This is a genomic window from Pseudomonas lini, from assembly GCF_001042905.1.
GTDB classification, from domain to species: Bacteria; Pseudomonadota; Gammaproteobacteria; order Pseudomonadales; family Pseudomonadaceae; genus Aquipseudomonas; species Aquipseudomonas lini.
The window spans coordinates 1-17,355 of record NZ_JYLB01000006.1; the positions used below are offsets into that span (position 1 = coordinate 1).

Here is a 17,355-nt window from a genome sequence, read left to right on the forward strand (position 1 = left end):
AAACCTGAACGTATTGAAATGCAGCCCCGTCTCCCGGTCCAGGTACTGCCCCTGAAACCGCAGGTTCTGCTCTTCGATGTAATACGGCTCGCGCACCTCTTCTAACGTGTTGCCCCACACCCGATAAGTCGCCTGCCAGACGTTGTGGCCGTCCGCCTCGGTGAGTTGTTCCGGCAGGCCATTGAGGTCGTTGTGGTAGTAGCGGATTTTTTGCAGCGGGCCGGTGCCGTCGACGCGGGCCAGGGGTTCATAACCTTCGTCTTCGTAGAGGTAGAGGCTGGTTTGTTGATGGCGATGCTCCTGCAACAGGCGCAGGCCGTCCCAGGTGAAGCGGGTTTCGCCGAGTGGGTAGCCGTTGGTGTCGTGCTCGGTTTTTTCGATGCGCCGGCCCAGCGGGTCGTAGGTCATCCTGAGCACGCTGCCGTTTTCGTTGCGCACTTCAATCAACCGGCTCTCGGCGTCATAACCGAAGCGCTGCAGGCCCCGTTTAGCGCTGCGTTTTTCGATCATCCGGCCAAAGGCGTCGTAGCGGTAACGCTTGTCCTGGTAGGTCAGCAGTTTGTTGTGCACCACCAGTCCGGCGCCGGGTTGCGGGCCGTCCAGCAGGTTGGCGGCGGCGTCGTAGGCGAAGGTTTCGCGCTGGCCGTGCAGGCTGTCCTGGCTGGCGATGATGCGGCCGGTGGCGTCGTAGTGCAGCAGTTGGCGATGTTGCGCGGCGGGTTGCTGGTCGAGTTTGCCGATCAGGTTGTCGGCGGGGTCGTACTCGAAATGTTTCTGCACCGCTGCTGGCATCAGCGATGGCTGGCTGGTGTGTCGGCGTTGGCGGGAACGTAAACGTCCGCTGCGGTCGTATTCGCTGCGGGTGCTGATCTGGCCTTGGGTGCGCAGCACTTCGCGGTGCAGGCGATCACGTTCGAAGTCGCTGATGACCTGGCCGTTGAGGTTGATCTGGTGCAGGTGGCCGCTGCCGTAGTACAGACGATTGATCCAGCGGCCGTCGGGCAGTTGGGTCTGGATCAGGTTGCCGAGTTCGTCGTAGTGGTGGTGCAGGCTGCCGGCTGCGCTTTGTTCTTCGAGCAACTGGCCGAGGGCGTCGTAGGCAAAGCTCAGGGTTTGTGTGTTGCCCTGCAGGTCGCTGAAGGTGACGGCGGTGAGCTGGTCCAGTGGGTCATGGGTGTAGTTGGTGCGGCCATCGTCGGTGATTCTGGCGATCAGCCGGCCGACAGCGTCGCGTTCCAGTCGATGAACGATGGGGGCCAGGGGCGTCTCGGGGACGATGGCCAAGCCGTTGCCATAAGGCGCCGGAACAGCCGTTACCGCCGCGACGTTATCCAGCAGGTCATAGGTGTAGCGCTTGGCGCTGCCACCCAGATCCTGTTGTTCGGTCAGTCGATCGCCCGCATCCCAGGCAAACCGATAACTTTCGCCGTTTTCGTTGATCAGCGCTTGCAGCAGCCCGTAGCTGTCATACCCGAACTCCGGCCATGGGCGTCGGTGCGCTGGCGTACCTGGTGTTGATAGAGTCGGTTACGGCATGCGCATCAGCGCAGTCCTCAGTCGTTTGATCAGCTTCGGATCTTTGAGGCAATCGGCTGGCCGTATGTTATCCAGGGCGGGCACTTGCTGTTCGATCCACCACAATCCTTCCTTGAGCCCTCTTTTACCATAGAGAATGACCGCCATATCGAGGTTGCCATCCAGTCGTTTCGCCAAAGTGCGGGCGTCGTCGTCGAGATAGACTTTGTTATATAAATCCACGAAATCCTGCCAATCGGCATCGCCGGGGTAATCGTCTTCCAGTTGTTCCATCTTCAAAAAATCCAGCTATTTGGGCTCGGCAAGGTTCTTATTGCTCGTATTCATTCGCTGCAAATGAGCTTTACTGCACGTTTTAGGGTGCCGTCTGTGAGGGCTTCTATAAGCTGTACAAGATATTGTAGAACGAGGCTGGATTGTCTTTTATCAAGGATAGATCCTGGCCTATGGATATCTTGTCGAATAATGATTTATTGATTGCCATTCGACGAGTGATTATCGCTTCTAGCAGCTTGCTGAACAGCGTCTCATCATTGACGTATTTTTTCAGTTTTAGAATTTCGTGAGGCTTGCTTTTCAGAATATGAAAGGAGTAATTCATCAAGATAATATTGGAGATAAACAGGTTTTCCGTTGATTGAAGAGGGTTGATCGTATCGATCAAAGCATTAAATATCTGCTTCTTGTTTTTAGCGTATGCGTGCAAAAATACATCGGGATACATGAGTTCGCTGTGACGATCATTAAGCTTGAAACGGTAATTTGTGTCGTCGGGGTCGGTCAATAATGTGACGATGCTTGTTTGATAGCTTTTCAATGTGCTTAGCAATTCGTGTTCTTTTCTGCTATCAAACTTGATCGCTTTGTAAACCAAGTCGATAACATCCCAAAAAACTACAGGCCCCAGGTTGTCGGTAGCCATTACCAGCTGATTATCCTTGATGCTGAACCGTCGATACGCTTCGTCGTCAATACTCAATTCGAAAAGCAGGAACCTGAGCATGTAGTTCCTGAGTTGTGCATCCGCGTCGAGAGTGCTGTTCTTCAAACTGATCAGTTGAATCAGGTAGAAGAAAATAAAATAGTCTTTGTTGGTTCGTTGACGGTTGTCGATTTCAAGCAGATAGCCAAAGCGGGACAGGACCAAGAGAAGGGCATAGCAATCCGACTCTGCGAAACCGTTTTTTGACATGGTTTTTTCGAAGGCGCTTATGGAAAACAAATCGTGCCAGCGGCTCACGTAGAAGGTCGAACCGTTGCGTTTTCTGGCGACGACAGACAGCAGCGAGGGCTCGTCTTCTTCGTAAAAAACAGCGCCCAGCTTCGTTGGGCACGGCCGGATGTTCAGGAAATTTTCAAGCTTGTATGAAAGTAGATTGAATATGTCCATTTTTTAAGGTTTTCCACATGCTGTCATGATTTACCCAGACCGCTTTCTCACCTTTTGTATTCGGAACCAGACCCCCTTTACCGCCTTGATAATTGCGCAGTGCGCGGCTTCGGCATAGCCCATCTTTTGGGCTCCGTCAGGCTGAAACCCTTGTGCAATGTGGCTTTTCGGGAAAGTCCATGCTCCGGCAATGCCTGAAAACTTTTATTCTGGCACTTAGCATTATCCTGCCGCATACAAATAAATCGCATCTTCTGAAATGTATATTATTTTTCTGTTTGGGTGTGCCTGAACTGGAGTGATTAATAACTCGCGCAGATCGCCTGAAGTCACAGCATCATCAAGAAAACTCAAGAGATCGTTTTTTTCTGCTTTACACAGTTCTCCCTTGAAAATTATTTTTTTGCCTTTGTAAGCAACCAGTTTGTGTGCCACATAATAGTAATCTGAAGTCATGTGAGGCTCCAGATCTCTAAGTGAGTCGAGTACCTGAATGAAACCGCCTGAAAGTGTTGACTGTAACATCAGTGAATAGATGGTTTCTCTGCTTTCATACGGGCCTAATTCAAATTTTTTAAGTTTTTCCAGTTGATAGTTATTTTTCATGTTGGCTCGGTTAGCTCGGACTACTAAGCCAAGAGGAGAAGTCAGAAATATATATTTCACTTAGAATTAAATCTAGAGGTATGTCTTCAATGCTGTCGGCTATCTCGTCATAAGGAGCTGGTAACACATAGGAAAACCCGAAGTCATCATCGAGAATTATTGAGCCATTAAAAATGCGTTGACGTTTGGTAAGTTTTTTTATTTGGCCAAAAGACATTCCTGTAGAAAGTACTCCTCTGTAAAGTCCTTGGTAATGTACATTGCAGCCAATTGAGAATATTGTTCCGTCAGAAAGGGTTGCTATAGTGATGGTGTCATTTACTATATAGGCCACTCTCGTTTCGCTGTCTGGCAAGGTATAGTTTTTTATCTTGATGCTATGATTCTTATATAATTCATCGATATAGCTGGAGATGTTGTCCCCTAATAGAATGTTTGCTACGGAGTGCTTGGATTTGATGTCTGCTGTAAAATCAATCATATTTAAGTTCCACCATTCATGAGCGTGCCATTAACATAAACTGGAGAGTCTTTTATTAGGTCGTAATTTTTGAAGTCGCCATGTCCAATTCTGCCGAATACAACATCTTCTCCAGATTTATTGGCCTTGTACACTTTCCAATAATCGTTTCCGTGAATGTTCTTCTGGGTGGAACTGCCCCCTGGATGGTAGTCAAGTTTATAGGTGGCTCCGGATTTTGTGGTGCGCACATACTGAACATGTTGAATTGCATCAGGTCTGCCAGCTTGAGGATAGGATTTTGTCCAGCCTCGGGCTGCTAGATACCCGTCGACGTCAGCAGGTTTTTTTCCTGATAATTTTCCAATCCATCTTCTGGTTATTGTATTTTTTCTGGCAAAGCCTTTTGGCGAAGTACAGCTTAGGCCTAAAGGGTCGGCATAGCCTGCGGGATTCGGCGCATAGGCGTAGAGATTGATCCCTCCCGCCAACCCAATAGGATCCGGCGTCGTAAACCGCCCCACATCCGGATCATAAAACCTGAACGTATTGAAATGCAGCCCCGTCTCCCGGTCCAGGTACTGCCCCTGAAACCGCAGGTTCTGCTCTTCAATGTAGTACGGCTCGCGCACCTCTTCTAACGTGTTGCCCCACACCCGATAAGTCGCCTGCCAGACGTTGTGGCCGTCCGCTTCGGTGAGCTGTTCCGGCAGGCCGTTGAGGTCGTTGTGGTAATAGCGGATTTTTTGCAGCGGGCCGGTACCGTCGACGCGGGCCAGGGGTTCGTAACTTTCGTCTTCGTAGAGGTAAAGGCTGGTCTGTTGATGGCGATGCTCCTGCAACAGACGCAGGCCGTCCCAGGTGAAGCGGGTTTCACCGAGCGGATAGCCGTTGGTATCGTGTTCGGTTTTTTCGATGCGCCGGCCCAGCGGGTCGTAGGCCATGTTGACCACGCTGCCGTTGTCGTTGCGCACCTCGATCAAGCGGCTTTCGGCGTCGTAGGCGAAGTGTTGCACGCCGCGCTTGGCGCTGCGTTTTTCGATCATCCGGCCGAAGGCGTCGTAGCGGTAGCGCTTGTCCTGGTAGGTCAGCAGCTTGTTGTGCACCACCAATCCGGCGCCGGGGGCTGGGCCGTCCAGCAGGTTGGCGGCGGAGTCGTAGGTGAAGGTCTCGCGCTGGCCGTGCAGGTTGTCCTGGCTGGCGATGATGCGGCCAGTGGCGTCGTAGTGCAGCAGTTGGCGGTGTTGCGCGGCGGGTTGCTGGTCGAGTTTGCCGATCAGGTTGTCGGCGGGGTCGTACTCGAAGTGTTTTTGCACCGCCGCCGGCAACAGCGAGGGTTGGCTACTGTGACGGCGTTGCCGTGCGCGCAGGCGGCCGCTGCGGTCGTATTCGCTGCGGGTGCTGATCTGGCCTTGGGTGCGCAGCACTTCGCGGTGCAGGCGGTCGCGTTCGAAGTCGCTGATGACCTGGCCGTCGAGGTTGATCTGGTGCAGGTGGCCGCTGCCGTAGTACAGACGATTGATCCAGCGGCCGTCGGGCAGTTGGGTCTGGATCAGGTTGCCGAGTTCGTCGTAGTGGTAGTGCAGGTTGCCGGCCGCGCTATGTTCTTTGAGCAACTGGCCGAGGGCATCGTAGGCGAAGCTCAGGGTTTGGGCGTTGCCGTGATGGTTGGTGAAGGTGACGGCGGTGAGTTGGTCCAGTGGGTCGTAGGTGTAGTCGGTACGGCCATCGTCGGTGAGTTTGGCGATCAGCCGGCCGACAGCGTCGCGTTCCAGTCGATGAACGATGGGGGCCAGGGGCGTCTCGGGAACCACGGCCAAGCCAGTGCCGTAAGGCGCCGGAACGGCCGTCACCGCCACGACATTATCCAGCAGGTCATAGGCGTAGCGCTTGGCGCTGCCGTCGAGGTCTTGTTGTTCGGTCAGCCGATCTCCGGCATCCCAGGCAAACCGATAACTTTCGCCATTCTCATTGGTCAGCGCTTGCAGCCGCCCGTAGCTGTCATACCCGAATTGCACCTGCCGGCCATGGGCGTCGGTGCGCTGACGCACCTGGCCGCGACGGTTGTGTTGATAGAGCGTGGTGTGCCCGGCCGGGTCGGTATAACCGGTCAACTGGCCGCTGACGTCGCGCTGATATTGCTCAGTGCGCCCGTCCGGCAATTGGCTGCTGAGCAACCGCCCTTGGGCGTCGTAGCTGAATTGGGTGCGTTCGCCGAGGGCGTCGGTGATGGTTTGCAGATAGCCGCGGTTGTCGTAGTTGAAGCGCGTCGGATAACCCGAGCAATCAATGTGTTCGATCAATTGGCCGAACGGATTCCAGCGCAGCTTTTTGCTTTTGCCGGTGGCATCGATGATCTCGACGACCTGGCCGTGGGGGTCGTAGCGGTAGCGCGTGACATGGCCCAATGGATCGGTTTCGGCAATGCAGTTGCCGCGCTGATCGTAGCGATACTGCCAGCTGTGGCCCGCGGCGTCGGTTTCCACCAGCGGCAAGGCCCAGAGCTCGAGCCACAAGGTCGAGTCACTGCGACCCAGCGGGTCGGTTTCACCGATCAGGTTGCCGGCGTCGTCGTAGCTGTATTCGTAGTGTCCGCCCTGTGGGTCGGTAGCGCTGAGCAGTTGGCGCTCGTCGTTCCACTCGAACTGCCAGGTCTGGCCGAGGTTGTCGGTGTATTCGGTGATCTGGTGCTGGGTGTTCCAGCGTCGTGTACTGACGCGCTGCAAGCCATCGGTGATGCGCGTGACACCGACGCCGAGGTCATAGTCGAACTGGTAGGTGTCGCCTTCGTCGGTCCAGTGCCGGACCACGCGCCATTCACGGTCTTCAATTAACGCCCATTCATAGAAGCAACGTAGCCCCGTGGGCAATTGATGCTCGACCATCCGCCGTTCGGCGTCGTAACTGAAGCGCCGTTGCACTTGGCCGGTGGCGTCACGCACTTCGGCCAGGTTGCCTGACTGATCGTAGCCATAACTCACCAACACTTCGCGGTGTTGGTCCGGGTAGACCCGTTCCACCTGACTGACCCGTGTCTGAAGGTAGGTCAATTCCACCTGAACCAAGTCAAAGGTGTCGCGCAGTTTTACAAGGCGTCCGACGTCGTCATAGTCGAGATAGATGCGGTTGTCATTGCGATCACCGAGCTGATTCAGACGCAACAAAGACGGGTTGCCGGGTGTGACGTCAAACAGCCGGTACAGCCCGTCATCGCTTTCAATCAACAGTTGTCCATTAACGTGGCGTCGAACACTCAACCCTTCACTGGCACTGAACACCGCACCGCCCAAGGGGATCGAACCCATGTCGATGCGCCGGCCCTGTTCATCGGTGTAGACCAGCGTTTCACCGCCCTCCGGATGAGGCAGAATTTCAACGCACACCTCGTAGGACACGCTCCAGCCGGCGCCGAACAACCCGTCGCGCCGCTCGTCACGGCTGTTGTAGAAGCGCTGCCAATCGATCGGCAAGATGCCAGGCAACATGAAATCCAGCTCTTCATCGCCCCCCAGCACCTTGGCCCCGGTGGCGGCGTGCACCGGGTTCGACGAGCCCATGGCGGCGTTGGCCATCGCCCCCATCGCGCTGCTGACGGCCATCGACGTCGCGCCACCGACCAGCATGCACGGCAATTTGCTGAAGAACTTGCCTTTGCCACCCTTGAGCATCAGCAACGCAGTGACCGCCAGGCCCACGCCCGGGGTCTTGCCGCTGCGGATCTCGCGCACCACCACCGAACCGCCGCCAATGGTCACGTTGGAGGAAATCAGCCCGGACGATACGACCTTGGCATCGCAGGTGCTGCGATCGCCGCTGCGCACGGCGGGCTGGCCGTTGATGGTGACCTTGTCCGAGCCCTCGGCCATGAACTGCGGCGGCATCGGCGGATGCTTCATGCAGACGAGCAGGTCCAGCGGCTTGGGCACCGCGCCGGGTGCCGGGGTGGCAACGGTGGGGCGCCACATCTGGGAGAAGAAGCTTTCGGCCATGTCCAGGTAACTGGCTTCTGAAGCTTCCGGCTCGGGCGCCTCCAGCTCGGTGCCGGCCGGCGCGACATGGGACGGGATCGCCCCGGCGGCCCGAGCGGCGGGCATGTTATTGGTGAGGGTGTTGGTGGAGCCGGTGAGGATGTTCGCCTGCACCGTGGGCGGAAACAGCGCGTTGCTGATCTTCTCGCACCAGTTGCTTAAGCCCTTGTCGGCTCCGGTCTTGCTCATGGCAAGGCCGACGACCGTGCCCACTACCAGGCCGAGCACGATGCAACCCAACCCGCCGGTGACGACCGTGATGCCGGTGGCCGCCACCACGGCGGCAGTGGCCAGCGCGGTAATCGCGATGTTGGCTGCCACCTCCAGCACACCGCCGAGGATGTCAGCCATCATCGAGGTATGGTTCAGTGCATCACCCAGCCGGGCGGCCCAGAGCGCGTCAGACATGCGGGATGTTCATCCGGCATAAGCGTCTGACGGCTGTGTAATCGTTGCGCTTGTGACGCAATTCGATGCCTTCCATTGCACTTCTATCCTTGTCGTTACGGCATGCGCATTAGCGCAGTCCTCAGGCGTTTGATCAGCTTCGGATCCTTGAGGCAATCGGCTGGCCGTATGTTATCCAAGGCTGGCACCTGCTGTTCTACCCACCACAACCCTTCCTTGAGCCCTCTTTTACCGTAGAGAATGACCGCCATATCGAGGTTGCCATCCAGTCGTTTCGCCAGGGTGCGGGCGTTGTCGTTGAGATAGTCCTCTTCGTATAACCGCACAAGCACTTGCCATTCGGCATCGCCAGGGTAATCGTCTTCCAGTTGTTCCACCTTCAAGGCCCGTGCGCTCACTACTCACTGAATACAAAGCTTTCTTGTGCCAGCTTATGTTTGGTCCGGTAATTGGTTTCCCACTCAAGATAGTCTTCGGGAGGTTCTGGGCTGATTCCTTGGGTGGACCAATATTGTTCTCCATAGGCTATCAACATGGCCCAGTGGTACTCCAGTTCGTGGCTCCTTGAAATGACAGCCATGTAGTTAGTGACAGGCGTGTTTATTACAGGCGCAGCAGCCATCTGCGAATCGGCTTCCGCTTCGGTCCTGTTGGCATAGTGGACAATAATTCCTCGGATGACTTCGACCCAACTACGCATGTTGAAAATAACCGTTTCAGCCGGGTCATCATCATCTTGGAAAACCATCCCATCGACAAAATTATCTCTGTGCATCATGAACAACCTTTAATTTTGAATCGGTCGAAGAGTGCGGCTGCTTTTTTCGAATAAATGGCAAACTGACTCCCCTTCGGTTTGGGCGTCGCTCCCTTGAATTTAACCGGTGTTGAGTTCCTGAGCATGGGGCCACTGACCGCATCATGGCTGTGATCGAGTGTGCCTTGACGTCCCTTGGTAACGAACTCTCCCCATTCGCCATTGGGGGAGTCGAATGTCTTGATGTTCAATTTGGCCAGTTCCGAGTTGGGAACATCGAATTGTGTAATAGTCGGATGGTCCCTCATCGCTGCCCACTCCACAGCCTGTGCCTTGTCAGTCGTTACATAGAAACCTCCTTTACCTGCCGGGTCAAAGTCCAGGCCTCCTCTACCCTTTGAGGGGTCAATAGGACCTTGAATATCACCGGCATGGTAAAAGGTGGTCGTTCCAGCATCAGTGGCCAGACCCAGGGGGTCCATCCAGGTGAACGGGTTGGGAGCATAGCAATAGAGGTTGATTCCTCCTACTAAACCCAAGGGGTCTGGCGTGATGAACCGTCCGATTTGCGGATCGTAAAAACGGAATGTGTTGTAATGCAGTCCTGTTTCGCGATCCAGATATTGCCCTTGGTAACGCAGATTCTGTTCTTCGATGTAATGCGCTTCGCGTATTTCTTCGAACGTGTCGCCCCATGTCCGATAACGTGCCTGCCAGATCGGCTGGCCGTCTGCTTCCACAAGCCGTTCGGGCAGGCCATTAAGGTCGTTGTGGTAATAGCGAAATTTTTGTTGGGGGCCGGTACCATCAACTCTGGCCAACGGTTCGTAGCTGTTGTCGACGTACAAGTACAGGCTGGTCAGTTCGTTTCGGTGCTCTTGCAATAACTGCAGGGCATCCCAACTGAACCGGGTTTTTCCCAGCAGATGCCCATCGCCACTGCATTCGGTCTTTTCTACGCGACGCCCGAGCGGATCGTAGGCCATTGTCACTACTGTTTCAGCGGTGCCTTGGCGATTGCGTACCTCAATCAACCGACTTTCTGCGTCGTATCTGAAGTGTTGGGTTCCCCGGCTGACACTGCGTTTCTCGATCAAACGTCCAAAGGCGTCGTATCGATAACGTTTGTCCTGGTAAGTCAGTAGTTTGTTGTGCTTTACCAAGCCCGAACCCGACGGTGGACCGTCGAGCAGGTTTGCAGCGGCGTCATAGGCGAATGTTTCGCTCTGGCCCTGCGTACCGTTCTGGCTCGCTACAATTCGGCCGCTGGCGTCGTAATGCAGTAATTGGCGCAACTGGCCAGCTGGCTGCTGTTCAATACGCTCGATCAGGTTGTCACTGGCATCGTAATCGAAGTGCTGTTGAGCAGAAGCAGGCAGTTGTGATGGCTGGCCTGTCGGCCTGTGGGTGCGTGTGCGCAAGCGGCCGTTTTGACCATATTCGCTGCGAGTCGTGATTTGACCTTGTGTACGCAGTACTTCTCGGTGCAGGCGATCTCGCTCGAAATCGCTGATCACCTGCCCATCCAAATTGAGCTGGTGCAGGTGGCCGCTACCGTAATACAGCCGATTGACCCATCGACCATCAGGTAGCAACGTTTGAATCAGATTGCCAAGTTCATCGTAGCGGTGATGCAGGCTCGCGCCAGAACAATGCTCTTCGATTAAATGCCCCATAGCATCGTAGGCAAAGGCGAGTTTTTGTTCATTTCCCTGATGGTCGATGAAAACGATCCCGGCTATTTTTCCCGCCGCATCGTAGGCGTATTCGGTTCTTCCATCCTCCGTTATCTTTCTCAGCAAGCGCCCGACGGGGTCTCGTTCCATGCGATGCACGATGGAGCCCACAGACTCTTGGGACAGTGGGTCGTTCGAAGGTGCTGGAGTTGTCTCGGCGAGAGCAACCTGACTGAGTGAATCATAGATATAGCGGTGCGCACTTCCGTCGAGGTTGTACTGTGCGCTCAAGCGGTTGCCCGCATCCCACTCGAACCGATAGCGTTCGTTGTTCTCGTTGATTAGCGCCTGCAGGCGTCCGAAACGGTCATAACTGAATTGCACAGCACGGCCATGCGCGTCGCGGCGTTGGCTGACTTGTCCCCGACGATTATGTTGATAGCTGATCAGGTGTCCTGCGGGATCCTTGTAACCGATCAGTTGACCAATGGCATCACGCTGGAAATGTTCTGTGCGACCGTCCGGCAGCTGTCGCTCGATCAAGCGCCCACGGATGTCATACCGATAGTGAGTATGCTCGCCCAGTGCATTCGTGGTGGTTTGCAGGTATCCGCGATTGTCGTAGCTGAAACGGGTTGGCTGGTTGGAGCAATCAATATGTTCTACGAGTTGGCCCAAGGTGTTCCAGCGTAGCTTCTTGGACTTTCCGATAGCGTCAATGATTTCCACGGCCTGACCATGGGCGTCATAGCGATATTGGGTGGCATGTCCCAGCGGGTCAGTTTCCTTGATGCAATTGCCACGCGAGTCATAAAGGAATTGCCAGCAGTTGCCACCCTTGTCGACTTGCGTCAGCGGGAGCGCCCAATGTTCCAGCCACGCTATCGATTCCCGGCGACCTGCAGGGTCGAGGGTCTCGGTGAGATTGCCAGATTCATCGTAACTGTACTCATACCGGCCGCCTGCAGGGTCGGTCGCGTTGAGTAACTGACGCTCGTCATTCCACTCGAATTGCCAGGTCAGACCCAGGTTATCGGTGTATTCAGTGATCTGGTGCTGCCGGTTCCATTTACGCGTGCTGGTTCTTTGCAGGCTGTCGGTGATCGTTGTGATACCAGCCTGAAGATCGTAGTGGAATTGGTATTCGTCACCCTCGTCGGTCCAGTGCCTGACGACCCGCCACTCGGTATCCTCCAGCAAAGCCCATTGGTAAAAACAACGTAGTCCAGTAGGCAACTGGTGCTCCACCATCCGACGGTTTTCGTCATAGACAAAGCGTCTCTGGACTTGGCCGCCTGCATCCTGGGCTTCTGCCAGATCACCCTGTGGATCATAGGTGTAGCTCGTCAGCACTTCCCTTCGTTGATCTGCGTATAGCCTTTCGATCTGGCGGACCCGTCGGGGCCATTGCTTGTCGTAGATCAGTTCGACCCGAACCAGATCGAAGGTGTCACGCAGTCGGCTGATGCGCCCGGTTTCGTCATAGTCAAGATAGATGCGATTGTCATTGCGGTCGCCCAATTGGCTCAGGCGCAACAGCGAAGGTGTCCCTGGTGTGGGATCAAACAGCCGATACAGTCCGTCCTCGCTGTCGATCAACAATTGGCCGTTGCGATGACGACGAAAGCCCAGCCCCTCACCGGAGCTAAACATTGCGCTACCCGGCGGCAATGAACCGATTTCTATGCGTCGTCCTTGCTCATCGGTGTAAATCAGCTGTTCACCCCCATCGGGGTGGGGCTGTACTTGCACGCTGATTTCATACGGGACACTCCAGCCCGCACCGAACAGCCCATCTCGGCGGTCGTCGCGGCTGTTGTAGAAGCGTTGCCAACCGATAGGCAGATGCCCTGGCAACACGAAGTCCAGCTCATTATCTGCGCCTAGGACCTTGGCACCCAAAGCTGCATGAACAGGGTTGGGTGAACCGACAGCAGCATTGGCGGCCGCTCCCATAGCCTGGCTTACAGCATAAGAACCTACGGCACCAAGCAGCAGGCACGGCAGATTGCTCAATGTCTTGCCCTTGGCACCCTTGAGCAACATCAATGCTTCGATTGCCAGGCCAACCCCTGGTGTCTTGCCACTTCGAATTTCCTGAACAACTACCGTGCCACCTCCGATGGTCACGTTGGGTGAAATCAGTCCGGAAGAAACCACTGTTGCGTCACACATACTACGGTCACCACTGCGTACCGCAGGCTGACCGTTGATGGTTACTTTTTCCGAACCTTCGGCCAGTAGTTGGGGCGGCATCGGAGGGTGACGGGTGCAAGCAATAAAGTCCGTCATGCGCGGCACGACGCCCGGTGCGGGGCTAGCGACGGTCGGTCGCCACAGCTGTGAAAAGAACCCCTCGGCTATATCCAGAAATCCTGGTTCTGGCGCGCTAGCATCTTCTGGAGGGGGCTCAAGTTCTAGCGTGCCTGAGGCTTCGAGTTTGGCTGGTGCTATGCCGGCTGCTCGTGCTGCGGGGATCGAATTGATTAAAGTGTTGGGTGAGCCGACAGCGATGTTGGCCTGGATCGTCGGTGGGAAAATTGCATTGGCAAGGTCTTCGCACATTTTGCTCAGCCCTTTGTCTGCCCCGGTCTTGCTCATCGCCATGCCGACAACTAGCCCGACCACCGCACAGAGGATGCAGCCACCGATACCGGCGGTGGCGAGGGTAATACCTGCTGCTGCGGCCACCGCAGCCGTCGCCAGTGCGGTGATTGCTACGTTTGCTGCTACTTCGAGTACTCCGCCGAGGATGTCGGCCATCATCGACGTATGCGTCAGCGCATCGCCAAGGCGAGCAGCCCAGAGTGCATCAGACATAACAAGTACTCATCTACGTGACGACATCGAACTGTAACGAGTTCTTGATAGTCGCCCAGTGTGCAGCTTCGGCATCTCCCAGCTTTTGGGCCTTTACGTAACTGAGGGCAAGTAACTTGCGAGTGCCGGGCAGCACAAGCGCCAATTGGTACTGGAATACCTTTTCGTTGCCTTTGTGAAACTGGCTGCGCAGCTCGATGCCTTCGATTTCTTGAGCTGCCCCCAAACGCACTGGCTGACCAGGTTGATAGCGCAGCTCCTGAACCTGTTGTTCGAGTCGCTTGAGCTGGCTGTCGAGATTGCTTTGCAAGGTCTCGCCATCAGCGAGAAGGCTGCGACTGACGATTAATGAAGTTCCTAGTTCGGGAAACTTCAAGATGTTGATTGTCGCGTCTTGCAGTTCACCTGTAGGCAGGTTGAATTGGAGTTCGTTGATGCGATAGGTCATGGAGCCGAGATCTCTTTATGAATTGCCTTTGGGCTGGGGAAACATCGCGTCCACGCCAGCCTTGATATTGGCTTTGATGCCTTGGCCATCAGGTGTAGCGCCAGCTTCGCCGCCATTATTAAGGTGCAGTACCCCGCCTGTATTGAACTGGGCGTCACCCTTGGCATAAAAATCGATTTGTACACCGCTGAGGTTGATTTGACCGCTGGCGTTGAGCTCCAGAATACTTTTGCCGCATACCAGGCGCAGGTTCTCTCCCACTTCTATAACGTAACTGGTGCCGATGCTGTCCGTTTTCTTGCGGCCAACCAGCAGGATGTCTTCATCCTTGACCGCACGCAGACGCGTATGACCGATGGTCACCGTCTCGTTATGCCCGATGCTCTTGTTGCGGTCGTGGCCCACCGAGTGGCTTTCATCCACCTCGACCACGATGTCCTGATTGCGCTCGGCATGGATGTACAGCTGCTCGGCGCCTTTTTTGTCTTCCATGCGGATTTCGTTGAAATTCGCCGGTGAGCCGCCCTTGCTTGAACGGCTTTTCATGCCGCTCTGGGTGGCGTTTTCCGGCAAGTCGTAGGGCACGGTTTGTTCGGCGTTGTAGACGCGGCCGGTGATGATCGGCCGGTCCGGGTCGCCCTCGAGGAAGCTGACGATCACTTCCTGGCCGATCCGTGGGATCTGCATCGAGCCCCAATTTTTACCGGCCCAGGATTGCGACACGCGAATCCAGCACGAGCTGTTTTCGTTGGACTGGTCGTGGCGGTCCCAATAGAAATGCACTTTCACCCGGCCGAACTGGTCGGTCCAGATTTCCTCGCCCTTGGGGCCAACCACCAGTGCGGTCTGCGGGCCTTTGACGATGGGGCGGTGGGTGTTGGGCAGGGGGCGGTAGCTTTGTTGGGCGTCGATGCAGGTCAGGCTGCTTTCGAACTGCGCCGAAGCGCCTGCGCCGCCGGTTTCCCCGCTTTCCTGGGAGACGTAGTAACGGGCGCCGGCGATCAGGTATTCGCGGTTCTGGTCCTGGCGGCTGAAGCCCGTGAGGCTGAACAAATGTCCTGACCCCAAGCCCCGAGCGTTGCCGGCGAACTCGACCTGTTCGTGCAGCGTCTGCAAGGCTTCGATGCGGGTGCGGGCGTAATGTTCGCCGTCTGCGCTTTGCACATAGGTGCCGGGATAGTCGTACAGTGGATAGTCGCCGGCGGTGTGCGGACGAGGCATGGCCGAGCGCACGTCAATTCGCGCGCTGGGGCGCTGGAAGTCATAGTCGTTGAGTTCCAGCGAGCCCGGCTGGACTTCCTGGGCCAGGCGCCAATCGTGGATGTGATCGCGTTCGCGCTGCTGTTCATTCTTGGGGTAGTAGGGCACCGACGCGTAGCCGGGCACGCTGGTGTGGGCGCCGTAGGCATCGGCCAACACCAGCACATGACGACCCTGTTCATGGCGGAAGAAGTAGTAGATCCCTTCCTGTTCCATCAGGCGGCTGACGAAATCGAAGCTGGTTTCGCGATACTGCACGCAGTATTCCCACTCGCGATAGGGCCGGCTCAGGGCATCTTCGAAGTCGGAAAAACCCAGGTCGCGAAAAACCTGTTTGATGATTTGCGGGATGGTCAGGTTCTGGAAAATCCGGCAATCGGAGGTGCGGGTCAGCAGCCATAGCCAGGGACGTAGCGTGGCCTGGTAGCTGGCGAACTGGCCCTGGTCGACGTTCTGGCTGCAACGGGCAACGATGCCATGGAAATAGCGCTCACCACCGTCGTCCAGTTGCAGGCTCAGGCACATGGGTTTGCCGAGCAACTGGTTGAGGTCGATGGCATTGTCCAGCGAGTGCAGCTGCAACTCATAGTTGAACAGCCGCCCCAACTCTTCGCCGCCGCCCATGTCCTTGAGCAACAGCACTTCAGGTCCCAGAGGGCTGGTGATCTTTGCCAGGCGTGAGGCTTGGTTGAATAACATGGTCGTCCTTATCGCTGCCGCAATCCTTTTGACGCTGCCGAAGATTGCAGCCTTTTGACTTTAAATATCAAGAGATCGCAGCCTTCGGCAGCTCGTACAGAGGCGCGCGACCGCCAGGGGCGGTGGCGCTGAAGCCATAATGTAGTTCGTTAGTTGAGGGAGAGGAACCAGGTTCTTGATTGTTACCAAGCATTACCTGAATATCTGCTCCTCCGCGCGTCACCTCACGTCCATGGAAGGCGATTACTGTGACCTCTTACCGCATTCAAGAAGCTGATCTTGAAGTCCCCGATACATGGCAGGACCAGAGCATCAATATTTTTGAGCCTGGTGAAGCGCTAAGGGCGTACGTGGAAAAAGCAGACGCTGACTCAATTCGCGTTCGAATTATTGATCGCACGCTGGACGCCGCTTTGCATGCTATCGGGTTTTCGAAGACGGCAGAGAATGATGTTTATTTTTTGGATGTCCCGGACGGCACGCAGAAGGCCAAGGTATTGGATGCTCTACGTTTACTGAGAGTGGCCTTTTCGGCGGGTAAGGAATGGTGTCCGTCTGAAGTCTTTGAATACTTTCGGGACATGGGTTTGCTGAGCGGTAAGTATTTGAGAGTCTCGTGGACGCAGCCCGGCCAATACCTTCTTACGGACGCCTGAGTCATGGCAACAAGGGGAGAGTTTTCAATGAGTACCAATCTAGACAATGTATTGCTGCTTGCCCTGGCCTATGACGAATTGGATAAATTCCTCGTAGGCGAGCCGTTCTACTTTCAAGAAGCCAAAAACGACTACGAGGAACCGCAAAATATCTTCGTGGCCTTCGATTTGCTGGTGTTGCGTTACTGGCAGCAGACCCGCGACGCCAACTTCCCCGCACGCTTCGTGGCGGCTTTTCTCAAGATTCTCGCGACCTACCCCGATCGTAATCGGGCGATCTATGCCGCAGCGGGCTGGGTTTGGTATTACCTTTTTTGCCTGAGCCAAAAGCGCGAGGAGCCCGAGGGGCTCTATGCCGAGCTGTTCGAAATCGACATGGGGTCCGTGGCCTTGGCCCTTCGAAGGCAGCTTGAGATCAATAAGGCAGCGCTTATCCTGGATACACGTTGGGCTGGTGGCAGTTGGAACAGCGAGAACGGTTTATGGGAGCCGTTGATGCGTACCGCCCTGAACGTCAGGGACAAGCTTGGAGGACCGGACTACGTGCCTGCCAATATCTGATGAGTTATGGATCGCTGGCGGTAATCGATGTCGGAAGCATTTCACTAAAC

At 55.6% G+C, this 17,355-nt stretch carries 12 protein-coding genes and 1 pseudogene; 2 read left to right on the top strand and 11 right to left on the bottom strand.

Translation table 11 applies throughout. The annotated features are described in order from the left end of the window. The 11 genes and pseudogenes from TU81_RS18180 to TU81_RS18230 all read right to left on the bottom strand — a co-directional run. Positions 1-1,523 (bottom strand): annotated as a pseudogene (locus TU81_RS18180) (RHS domain-containing protein); the annotation flags it as partial. Positions 1,524-1,527: 4 nt separating this feature from the next. After that, positions 1,528-1,809 (bottom strand): hypothetical protein, encoded by a 282-nt coding sequence (locus tag TU81_RS18185; RefSeq protein ID WP_048396223.1) that lies wholly within the window; start codon positions 1,807-1,809, stop codon positions 1,528-1,530. Positions 1,810-1,915: 106 nt separating this feature from the next. Beyond that, positions 1,916-2,926 carry a hypothetical protein gene (locus TU81_RS18190; protein ID WP_048396224.1) on the bottom strand — a complete coding sequence of 337 codons (1,011 nt, stop codon included), beginning with the start codon at positions 2,924-2,926 and terminating at the stop codon, positions 1,916-1,918. Between the two features lie 222 nt (positions 2,927-3,148). Next, complete coding sequence (locus TU81_RS18195) at positions 3,149-3,532, bottom strand: hypothetical protein (RefSeq protein ID WP_048396225.1); 384 nt, start codon at positions 3,530-3,532, stop codon at positions 3,149-3,151. A 10-nt stretch (positions 3,533-3,542) separates the two neighbouring features. Beyond that, entirely contained in the window at positions 3,543-4,013 is a 471-nt protein-coding gene (locus TU81_RS18200) for a hypothetical protein (protein WP_048396226.1), read from the bottom strand. A gap of 2 nt (positions 4,014-4,015) precedes the next feature. Then, a complete protein-coding gene (locus tag TU81_RS18205) occupies positions 4,016-8,428 on the bottom strand; it encodes an RHS repeat-associated core domain-containing protein (protein WP_167344824.1) in 4,413 nt (1,470 codons plus the stop codon). A gap of 95 nt (positions 8,429-8,523) precedes the next feature. Further along, on the bottom strand, positions 8,524-8,805 hold the full coding sequence (locus tag TU81_RS18210; RefSeq protein WP_038983572.1) for a hypothetical protein: 282 nt from the start codon (positions 8,803-8,805) through the stop codon (positions 8,524-8,526). A gap of 20 nt (positions 8,806-8,825) precedes the next feature. Beyond that, on the bottom strand, positions 8,826-9,203 hold the full coding sequence (locus tag TU81_RS18215; RefSeq protein ID WP_050681689.1) for a hypothetical protein: 378 nt from the start codon (positions 9,201-9,203) through the stop codon (positions 8,826-8,828). Beyond that, complete coding sequence (locus TU81_RS18220; RefSeq protein WP_080772076.1) at positions 9,203-13,681, bottom strand: RHS repeat-associated core domain-containing protein; 4,479 nt, start codon at positions 13,679-13,681, stop codon at positions 9,203-9,205. Before TU81_RS18220 ends, TU81_RS18215 begins: the two co-directional genes overlap by 1 nt. A gap of 13 nt (positions 13,682-13,694) precedes the next feature. Then, positions 13,695-14,129 carry a DcrB-related protein gene (locus tag TU81_RS18225; RefSeq protein ID WP_038980616.1) on the bottom strand — a complete coding sequence of 145 codons (435 nt, stop codon included), beginning with the start codon at positions 14,127-14,129 and terminating at the stop codon, positions 13,695-13,697. 15 nt (positions 14,130-14,144) lie between these two features. Continuing rightward, positions 14,145-16,088, bottom strand: coding sequence for a type VI secretion system Vgr family protein (locus tag TU81_RS18230; RefSeq protein WP_038980617.1), 1,944 nt, complete (start codon positions 16,086-16,088; stop codon positions 14,145-14,147). A gap of 248 nt (positions 16,089-16,336) precedes the next feature. Between TU81_RS18230 and TU81_RS18240 the strand changes: the two genes are divergently transcribed. Together TU81_RS18240 and TU81_RS18245 are read left to right on the top strand one after the other, a co-directional pair. Continuing rightward, on the top strand, positions 16,337-16,744 hold the full coding sequence (locus TU81_RS18240) for a hypothetical protein (RefSeq protein WP_217450427.1): 408 nt from the start codon (positions 16,337-16,339) through the stop codon (positions 16,742-16,744). 27 nt (positions 16,745-16,771) lie between these two features. Then, positions 16,772-17,305, top strand: coding sequence for a hypothetical protein (locus TU81_RS18245; protein WP_038980618.1), 534 nt, complete (start codon positions 16,772-16,774; stop codon positions 17,303-17,305). The last annotated feature ends 50 nt before the right edge of the window (positions 17,306-17,355 follow it).